The sequence below is a fragment of the Brachybacterium sp. NPDC056505 genome, from assembly GCF_042794925.1.
Taxonomy (GTDB): Bacteria; Actinomycetota; Actinomycetes; order Actinomycetales; family Dermabacteraceae; genus Brachybacterium; species Brachybacterium kimchii.
The window spans coordinates 1-9,215 of sequence record NZ_JBHTSV010000037.1; the positions used below are offsets into that span (position 1 = coordinate 1).

The 9,215-nt window shown below is 69.0% G+C and carries 3 protein-coding genes and 1 rRNA gene; all 4 read left to right on the top strand.

From position 1 onward, the window contains the following. Positions 1-139 precede the first annotated feature (139 nt). The 4 genes from rrf to ACFQ53_RS14815 all read left to right on the top strand — a co-directional run bounded on the left by rrf (position 140) and on the right by ACFQ53_RS14815 (position 9,214). Positions 140-256 (top strand): 5S ribosomal RNA (gene rrf / locus ACFQ53_RS14800). 398 nt (positions 257-654) lie between these two features. After that, a complete protein-coding gene (locus ACFQ53_RS14805; RefSeq protein WP_377860974.1) occupies positions 655-1,632 on the top strand; it encodes a polyprenyl synthetase family protein in 978 nt (325 codons plus the stop codon). Between the two features lie 289 nt (positions 1,633-1,921). Further along, a complete protein-coding gene (locus ACFQ53_RS14810; protein ID WP_377860976.1) occupies positions 1,922-8,170 on the top strand; it encodes an Ig-like domain-containing protein in 6,249 nt (2,082 codons plus the stop codon). Between the two features lie 69 nt (positions 8,171-8,239). Next, positions 8,240-9,214, top strand: a complete 975-nt coding sequence (locus tag ACFQ53_RS14815) for an AAA family ATPase (RefSeq protein ID WP_377860978.1) — start codon at positions 8,240-8,242, stop codon at positions 9,212-9,214. Position 9,215 lies beyond the last annotated feature (1 nt).

Consider the following 9,215-nt stretch of genomic DNA (forward strand, 5'->3'; position numbering starts at 1 on the left):
ACTGGTACTAATGGCCGATGACTTATCAACACAAATTTTGAGAATTGTGTGCTGTGCTCGCGTCTACTGTGTGGTTCTCGGGAAACAACCCCCGGGCCCCTTGATTGGGGTGTGGTGGGTTGGTGTTGTCTCGTGGTGTTACGGCGGTCATAGCGTTGGGGAAACGCCCGGTTCCATTCCGAACCCGGTAGCTAAGCCCTTCTGCGCCGATGGTACTGCACTCGGGAGGGTGTGGGAGAGTAGGACGCCGCCGGACGTTTTTTGTGGAGAGGGTTGTGGCTCGTTGCCAGCTGCTCCTCGGGCTCGTTTGATCGGGTTCGGGTGGAGCGCGGTGACGAGCCACGACCCTTTTCTGTATCCATATGTATTATTCTCGCCGCCGCGGTGGTTGGTCCGGCCAGGGCCGGTGTTCTCGGCGGCGACCCCTGTGGCACTCGGACCTGCCTTCCCGCCCGTCGAGCAGGAGCCCGGCGGGGGCGGCCTGGAGACCCGTGGCGTCCGCGTGTGGTGTGGTGCATGCCCAGAGGCTGAAGGTGGTTGCGCAGATGCCCCCGGGGCTAGAATCGTGAGGGTCCTCGCGAGCGTGGGGACCCGTGGCCGTGATCCCGTGCGAGAGGACGAATCGTGGAATCTGCCCTCTCGTCACTCCCGGACGTGGATGAAGAGCTCGCAGGAGCGGTGCTCTCCGGACTCGCGCGCATCGAGAAGAGGCTGACGGACACCGTCGCCATCTCCGACGACATGATGGCCTGGACGTCCCGCCACCTCATGGACGCCGGCGGCAAGCGACTGCGCCCCCTGGTGGTTCTCCTGGCGGCCTCGATGGGCGACATCGAGGACGACGCCGTGATCGACGCCGGGACGCTCGTCGAACTCACGCACCTGGCCTCGCTCTACCACGATGACGTCATGGACTCGGCGCCCACGCGGAGAGGGACCGCGAGCGCGCACGAGGTCTGGGGCAACTCGGTCGCCATCCTCACCGGGGATTTCCTGTTCGCCCGTGCGAGCGCCCTGAGCGCGAAGCTGGGCGCCCATATCGTCGCGCTCCACGCGCGCACCTTCGAGCGCCTCTGCCTCGGCCAGCTGCACGAGACCGTCGGCCCCGCCGAGGACGCCGACCCCTTCGAGCATTATCTCTCCGTCCTCTCCGACAAGACCGCTTCGCTGCTCTCCGTCGCCGGAGAGATCGGTGCGGTCACCTCCGGCGCCGGAGACGAGGTCGCGGCGATCATGCGTGCGTACGGGGAGAAGGCGGGCGTCGCCTTCCAACTCGCCGATGACGTCCTCGATCTCCGCAGCGACTCGCAGACCTCCGGGAAGAGCCCGGGCACGGATCTGCGCGAGGGCGTCCCCACGATGCCGACGCTGCTGATCCGCAGGCGCCTCGAGGAGAATCCGGATGCGCGGACGCGCGACATCGTCGACCGGCTCGACGGGGACCTGAGCGATGACGGGGATCTCGCCGCGCTCGTCGGCCTGCTCCGTGAGGACTCCTCCCTCCAGACGACCCTCGACATGGCCCATACGCTCGTCGGCGAGGCCATCGAGATCCTGAGCGCGCTGCCGGACGTCCCCGCCCGCCGCGCATTGATCGACTTCACACGAGGACTCGTCGACCGCGACACCTGAGCGATCCCTGAGGTCAGCTCGTGCTGCGTCGCGGGCACGTCAGGCTCCGGGCGCACCCTGGCCCGTTCGCCACTCCACATTCATGCCCGGGCATTGGCCTCAGTGCGACCTGCCGGTAGCATCGCTCCGGGCACTCCACGCCGAAGGACGCCGGCACGCCGCGACCGCACGGCGACCCGACCGATCGACTTCGGGAGCTGAGCGCCCTCTTACCGACGGGTCTTGTAGGGGGCTGTCGCGTCCTGGGGCCACCTCGGGCAGCGCGGCATGAGGGGCAGGGGAGCTGCACGTGGCATTCGCGATGAAGGGCCGACGGCGCCGACGCACCCTCGTCTCCAGCGCCGTCCTGGCCGTTCTCGCGCTCGTCATCACCGTCTGCGCCGTGCGCTTCGACGGTCTCGCCTCCGCCGAGGTCACCGTCAACAACGGCGCCGTCTGGGTCACCAACTCCCAGAAGCACCTCCTGGGACGCCTCAACGTCGACGCGCAGGAGCTCGACGGCCGCGAAGCCATCGACGGCGACGACCTCGACGTCCTGCAGGACGGGTACCACGTGATGGTGACCGGTCCCAGGGGCATCATCCCCATCGACACCGCCAGCGTCGAGCGGACCGGCAGCATCGACCTCGGCGTGGACCCCGAGGTCGATCTCGGGTCGGACCGCGTCGGCATCATCGGACAGGGGGGTCGTGTCTGGGTCGCCGACGCCGGCCAGATCTCCTCCTTCTCCGCGACTGGGCAGAAGCCGGTGCTCACCGCGGAGGACGAGAACGCACAGATCGCGGTCACCGACTCCGGGACCGTCTTCGTCCTCGACGGGAAGCAGCTGTACAAGATCCCGCGCACCCTGGACGTCGGCAAGGCGAAGCCCGAGAAGGTCGGCACCATCGACGATCTCTCGAACGCCGAGGACGCCGTCTCCCTCACCACCGTCGGCGAGACGCCCGTCGTGCTCGACACCGGGACCGGGCACGGTCTGGTGCACATCGGCGAGGACGCGAAGACAGACATCGCGCTCGAGGACCTCGGCGCATCGACCGCGAGCGTCCAGGGCGCCGAGCTCCAGCAGCCGGGCCCCGAGTCCGAGGACGTCGTCCTCGCCACCACGGACACGCTGTACCAGATCCCGCTCAGCGGTTCGGCCGGCAAGGCGCAGCACTACGCCTCCGGCGGGAACGGAGAGCCCGTCGCGCCCGCGCAGGTCGGCGGCTGCTCCTACGGGGCGTGGAACGGATCCCTGCGCTACGTGCGCGTGTGCGGCGGGGAGGTGAAGGAGGACACGATCGAGGACGCCCGCGACGAGAGCGATCTCGCGCTGCGCGTCAACGGGGACCTCGTCGTCCTCAACGATCAGGAGAGCGGCCTGTCCTGGATGATCTCCCAGGACATGACACTGGTCGACGACTGGGTCGTCACCCAGGACATCAAGAAGGACGACCGCGAGCAGGAGGAGAAGGAGACCAAGACTTCCACGGTCGCGAACCTCGACTACGACCGCAAGGAGGACAACCGCGACCCCGTCGCGAACCCCGACGAGATGGGTGTGCGCGCCGGATCCAGCACCGTGCTGGACGTGCTGCGCAACGACACCGATCCCGACGGCGACGTCCTCACCGCGAAGCCCAAGAAGGCCGAGAGCGACCTGGGGCGCGTGACGCCGATCCGTGGCGGCACCCAGCTGCAGATCGACGTCCCCGAGGACGCGAAGCCCGGGACGAAGAAGGAGGTCGTCTACACGGTCTCCGACGGCCGGGGCGGCACCGCGGAGTCCGTCGCGACCCTCACGGTCCGGGGGGAGCAGGACAACGCCGCGCCCGAGCTCGCCCAGGACGAGACGCCGAAGATGAAGATCCGCTCCGGGCGCAGCTTCAGCTTCAACATCCTGCCCTATTACCGCGATCCCGACGGCGACGACTTCTACCTCGCCGCGGCGTCCGTCGAACCCGAGGACAGCGTCACCTTCACCCCGGACGGCGTGGTCAGCTTCACCGACGCGGGCCTCGAGGACGGCGAGAAGTCCATCTCCCTCACCCTGCGCGACGACAAGGGACAGGAGTTCGAGAGCGAGCTCAAGGTGGAGGTCGTCCAGGACGAGGACCTCGCGCCGATCACCACCGCCGACCACACCCAGGTCGTGGCCGGCAGCACCGTCGACCTCGAGCCGCTCGAGAACGACCTGAGCCCCTCGGGCGACAAGCTCGAGCTCGCAGAGGTCTCCCTCGAGGGCGGCGGGGACGGTCTCGACATCGAGAAGGACCTCGATGCCGGCACCGTCTCCGTCACCGGCAGGACGGCCGGCACCTACTACCTCGACTACACGATCGTCGGGGGCACGCAGAGCGCCGACGGACTCATCCGCGTGGACGTCGCCGACCCGAGCACCGAGGCCGAGAAGCCCGTCGCCGTGGACGACCTCGGCATGGTCACGGCCGGCGGGTCCACGCTCGTCGACCCGCTCGAGAACGACGTCGACCCGACCGGGGGAGTGCTGGTCGTCGACTCCGTGTCGGTGCCCGAGGGCAGCGGCGTCGATGCGCGCGTGCTCGATCACCACCTCATCAAGATCACCGCGGACCCCGATGCCGAGACCGACGGCGAGCCCGTCCCGATCTCGTACACCGTCTCCAACCAGGCCGGCGAGGTCGAGGGCACCGTCCAGACCATGGTCGTGAAGACCGACAGCCAGTTCGCCGAGCCGAAGACCGTCAACGACGAGGTCACGGTGCGCGCCGGGGACCTGGTGACGGCCGACGTCCTCGCGAACGACACGTCCCCGATCGACTCCGACCTCGCCCTCGGCGGGGACTTCCGCGACGCCGACGACGCGAAGGGCATGGGCACGCTCGAGACCTATCAGGACAAGATCCGCTTCACCGCGAAGCCCGATGCCAAGGGCGAGACCTCCCTGTCCTACACCGCCACCGACGAGACCGGGCGCTCTGCCTCCGCGCGACTGCGGATCACCGTGGTCCCGGACGACGCCAGCAACGAGCGCCCCGCGCCGCAGAACCTCACCGCGCGCACCGTCGCCGGGAGCACGGTGCGCATCCCCGTGAGCCTCAGCGGCGTCGACCCCGACGGCGACTCCGTCATCCTCACCGGCGTCACCGGCGACGCCCCGACCAAGGGACGCGTGACCTCGGCGTCCGGCGAGTGGATCGACTACGTGGCCGACGACGACGCCTCGGGCACGGACACCTTCCGCTACCAGGTGATGGACCGCCAGGGAGCCGTCGGCACCGCAGAGGTGAAGGTCGGCATCGCCGCCCGCACCGAGACCAACCAGTACCCCGTCGCCGAGGACGACACGGTCGAGGCCAAGCCGGGGCGCAGGCTGCAGGTCTTCCCGCTGGAGAACGACACCGACCCCGAGGGGGCGCCGCTCAGCATCGACCGCGACCTCGTGAAGTCCGAGGACGGCTCCGTCGACCTCGACGAGGACCAGGCGAAGGGCTCGGCCTCCGTCGACATGGTGACCCCGAAGGAGCCCGGCACGTACACCATCAGGTACGGCTCGAGCGACGGATCCCTCTCCGACGAGGCCAGCATCCTGCTGACCGTCAAGGACGACGCCGAGGAACGCGCCCCGATCGTCACCGACGACTTCGTCCCCGCCGCGGAGGTGCTCGACGAGAGCAGCGACCACGTGGACGTCGACGCCCTCGCGAACGACGTCGACCCCGACGGCAGCGTCAAGGACCTCGAGCTCGCGATCGACGGCAGCCCCGAGGGCGTGCAGATCGTCGACGAGGACCGCGGGATCGTGCGCGTCACCCCGCGTGAGGAGCCGTTCCGGATCCGCTACACCGCCACCGATCTCGACGACCACTCCGCGGCCGGCTACATCTGGGTGCCGGGCACCTCGAAGCAGGCCCCGACCTGGGTCGGAGAGCCCATCACCGTCCAGGCCGGGACGGAGGCGAAGATCCCGCTCGACGACACCGACAACGTGCGCGTGCGACCGGGTGGCCAGGCCCCCGTCATCACCGATACCGCCACCGTGAAGGCGAAGCACGCGAACGGCGACAGCCTCGTCGAGGATGAGCACACCCTCGTGTACCGGGCGGCCGACGACTACTCCGGCGAGGACACGATCACCGCCGAGGTCACCGACGGGCCGCGCGGCGACGACACCGCTGCCGTGGGCATGCTGTCGATCCCGGTCCAGGTCGAGTCCAAGGACAACAGGCCGCCGTCGATTCAGGGGACCGATCTCGAGGTCGAGCAGGGCGGCGACGCCCGCCAGGTCGATCTCGCCCGGACCACCGAGGACCCCGAGGGCGACGCCCTCACCTTCGAGTCCACCGGCGAGACCGGAGTGGACGGCATCAGCGTCGAGGTCAGCCCCGAGGGCGTGGTGAGCGCCCAGGCCGATGCCGACGTCGCCAAGGGCACGAAGTTCTCGGCGTCCGTCTCCGTCTCCGACGGCACCAACGACCCCGTGAAGGCCGAGATCAGCGGCACGGTCACCGGCTCCCGGGAGCCGCTTCCCTCCGCCCAGGGGGACACCTACGACATCGACGCGGGGGACACGAAGACCGTGCGTCCCACCGCGAACGACACCGAGCCCCTGGGCAAGCCCGTCACCATCGTCGACGCGAAGGCGAAGGCCGGCACGATCGACGTGGACCACACGGACGACGCGGTGACGCTGGCGCCGGGGGCCGACTTCCACGGCGTCGCGACGGTCAGCTACACCATCCAGGACGCCACCAAGGATCCCGACCGGCAGGACACGGGCACCATCCGCGTCAACGTGCGCGGCAAGCCGGAATCCCCCTCGGCCCCTCGCATCCAGGAGACCGGCGACGGGTACGTGGTGCTCGGATTCGAGCCCGGGAACGACAACGGCGCCCCGATCACGGGGTACACGGTGAAGCCCGCCGGCGGCGGGAAGTCCACGCAGTGCGAGAGCACGACCTGCAAGATCACCGGACTCACCAACGACACCGAGTACACCTTCACCGTCGCCGCGACGAACGACGTGGGGACGTCGAAGCCGTCGGCCGCCTCGGCGAAGGCCCGTCCCGACGTGAAGCCGGAGAAGCCCGAGGCGCCGCGCGCGAAGCGCGGCGACGGCAAGCTCCAGGTGTCCTGGACGAAGCCCGTCAACCACGGCTCGCCCATCAGCGAGTACGCGCTGCAGATGATCGGCGCGGACGGTTCCACGACGTCCATCCCGGTCGAGGGCGGGAGCACCAGCACCACGGTGGACGGGCTGACCAACGGCGTCGACTACACCTTCAGCATCCGCGCGAAGAACAAGGCCGACGAGCCCTCCGACTGGTCGGAGCGGTCGTCGGCGGAGCACCCTGCGGGCAAGCCCAAGAAACCGTCGGGCAAGATCACCGCGACGCGCCTCGAGGACGAACTGGGCGGCGCCGTCTCGGTGAAGTGGCCGGCGATGACCGAGGACGAGCAGAACGGCGAGAAGGTCACCTCGTACACCGTCACCGCCCATCCCGGGAAGGGCGGCGGCGCCGAGAAGACCATCACCACGAAGGACGGGAAGACCTCCGGTCGCTTCGACGACCTGGACCGCAACACGGAGTACACGTTCACCTACACGGGCACGAACTCCGTGGGCAAGGGGACAGGGGCCTCGGCGGCCTCGAACCCGGTCACGGCGTACGCGAAGGCGAAGGCCCCCACCGAGGTCGCTGCCTCCCTCCCCGACGCCCACACGGGCGGCGGGCCCAACGGCCGCGTCACGGTCTCCTGGAAGAAGGCGGACGGGCGCGGCACGCCGATCGACCACTACATGGTGCGGTGGCCCGGCGGTGGGCCGCAGACCGTGGACGCCTCGAAGGACTCCGTGACCATCGACGGGCTGGGCAACGGGAAGGACTATACGTTCACCGTGCAGGCGTACAACCGCTTCGCGGGCGGCGAGAGCGAGATCTCGAAGGCGTCCGCGGCCGTGCGCCCGTACACCAAGCCCGATGCGCCGTCGGTGTCGGTGAGCGCAGGGAGCTGCAGCGGAACCTCATGCCCAGTCACCGCGAAGATCTCGGCCCACGTCGGTGGCGGAGTCTCGGTGAGCAAGGTCCAGTACCGCGTGAACGGCGGCGGCTGGAAGGACCTCGGAGCCGGCGGCGGGAACCCGAAGGTCGGACAGAAGGCGGGCACCAAGTACACGGTGCAGGCCCGCGTCGTGAACAGCGAGAAGCTCGTCAGCAGCACCACGAGCGACTCGGCGACCGCGAAGTCGCCGGGCGGCAAGGTGACGAAGCAGTCCACGGAGTGGCTCGACAGCGCAACGGACGAGAAGGGCTGCAGCAGCGGCCACTGCAAGTGGTTCGCCTTCACCATCACAGACCTGGAACCCGGCAAGTCCTATCAGCTCGACTTCAAGGAGCATCGCAACGGCGAGCTCTGGTCGGATGGCGAGAGGAACCTGCCGCGCTCCATCTCCGCCGACAAGAACGGGAAGTTCACGAGCGACCACGAGTACTACTACGGCTTCCCCGGCGACACCTTCGACGTCCTCGTCGATGGCAAGAAGGTCGGAGAGATCACAATGCCCAACGAAGGCTGATCCCATCGCATGCCGGCGGTGCACGCCGCACCTCCGACCGCCCCCATCACACTCATCCTGGAGACACGCGTGAGCATGACCCCCGAACAGGCGAGCTGGTTCGCCGACACCTTCGACAAACTGGTCCAGAGCGTCGGCCAGGCCGTCCTGGGCAAGAGCGACGTGGTGCGCCTCGTGCTCACCTCGATGCTCGCCCCCGGGCACGTGCTGCTCGAGGACGCGCCGGGCACGGGGAAGACCTCGCTCGCCCGCGCGCTCGCCGCGACCGTGCAGGGCACGTCGACGCGCATCCAGTTCACGCCCGACCTTCTGCCCTCCGACGTCACCGGCGTGACGATCTACGACCAGGCCACCAAGCAGTTCGAGTTCCACAAGGGCCCCGTCTTCGCGAACATCGTCCTGGCCGACGAGATCAATCGCGCCTCCCCGAAGACCCAGTCCTCGATGCTCGAGGTGATGGAGGAGGGACGGGTCACCGTCGACGGCGTCACCCATGAGGTCGGCTCCCCGTTCCTCGTGATCGCCACCCAGAACCCCATCGAGCAGGCCGGCACCTACCGCCTCCCCGAGGCGCAACTGGACCGCTTCCTCATGAAGACGTCCCTGGGGTACCCCGACCACGCCTCGAGCGTGCAGATCCTCCAGGGCTCCGCGATCCGCGACCGCAGCAGGCAGCTCAGCCCGAAGATCTCCCTGCAGGCCGTCGACGACATGACCTCCCTCGCCTCCACCGTGCACGTGGACCCCGCAGTCCTCGAGTACGTCTCCCGGCTCATGGAGGAGACCCGCCTGGCCGACGAGGTCCGCGTGGGCGTCTCGATCCGCGGCGCCCTCGCCCTCATGCGCGCCGTCAAGGTCTGGGCCGCAGCCGACGGCCGCCACTATGTCGTCCCCGACGACGTCAAGGAGCTCATCGCGCCGGTCTGGCTGCACCGGTTCGTCCTGGACCCCGAGGCCGAGTTCGCCGGGGCCTCCGCCGCGAGCGTCATGGGCAGGATCCTCTCCGAGGTCGCTCCGCCGCAGGCCCGCCGAGAGAGCGCGTGAG